This window comes from Bartonella sp. MR168JLCBS (assembly GCF_042194175.1).
In genome coordinates this window covers 1-917 of the sequence record NZ_JBHIMP010000208.1, presented here as the reverse complement: position 1 = coordinate 917, position 917 = coordinate 1, and the positions used below count along the sequence as shown (strand labels likewise).

Sequence of the window (917 nt, the reverse complement as noted above, 5' to 3'; positions counted from 1 at the left end):
ATTTTTGCCTATACAACAGATGATCTCATTGTTGCTGAAAGGCTTTTAGATGTTGGTTGCCGTGTCATTATGCCTTGGTGTGCTCCTATTGGATCTGGTCAAGGCCCTCATAATACCGATGGCTTGCGTTCTATCCGTGCTTACCTTCCTGATGTTACTCTTGTTATTGATGCTGGTATTGGATGCCCATCCCATGCCGCTCTGGCGATGGAACTCGGTTATGATGCAGTACTTCTTAATACCGCTGTTGCTAAAGCAGGTGACCCTGTCTTAATGGCGCAAGCTTTTGCGCAAGCTGTTCAAGCAGGCCGTATGGGGTATAAAGCAGGAATTCTCGAAGCACGTAGTATAGCAGTCCCTTCAACGCCAATCGTTGGAAAAGCAGTGTTTTCATGAAACTGGATCCGTTTTACCTCATCGTTGATAATGCTGATTGGGTTGAACGATTGGTTCCTCTTGGAGTCAAACTCATACAATTGCGTATGAAAAATGAAAATCCTAAAATAATCAGTCAGCATATTAAGCGTGCAAAAAACATATGTGATAAATTGGGAACACAATTAATTATTAATGATCATTGGACAATAGCAATTGATGAAAAATGTAATTTTATTCATCTTGGACAAGAAGATCTAAGCAATGCTGATCTTCCCGCAATCCGTAAAAATGGTATAAGATTTGGTCTTAGCACACACGATGAACATGAATTGGATATCGCGTTATCTGTTCATCCTAACTATATTGCACTTGGTCCTATTTATCCGACAATCTTAAAAGAAATGAAATGGATGCCTCAAGGCTTAGAAAAAATTAAAAAATGGAAAAAACGGATTGGTGCTTTACCTTTGATTGGTATTGGTGGCTTAACGCCAGAACGTGCAACTGATGTGTTAAAAGCAGGAGCAAATAGTGCTGCT

The 917-nt window shown here is 40.1% G+C and carries 1 protein-coding gene and 1 pseudogene; both read left to right on the top strand.

Annotated elements, in window-relative coordinates; genetic code table 11:
• Positions 1 to 396, top strand: a pseudogene (locus ACFIK8_RS10380) (thiazole synthase); the annotation flags it as partial.
• Positions 393 to 917: thiamine phosphate synthase (locus ACFIK8_RS10375; protein ID WP_375669378.1), on the top strand; the 525-nt coding region annotated here is incomplete at its 3' end. The pseudogene ACFIK8_RS10380 and the gene ACFIK8_RS10375, both read left to right, overlap by 4 nt.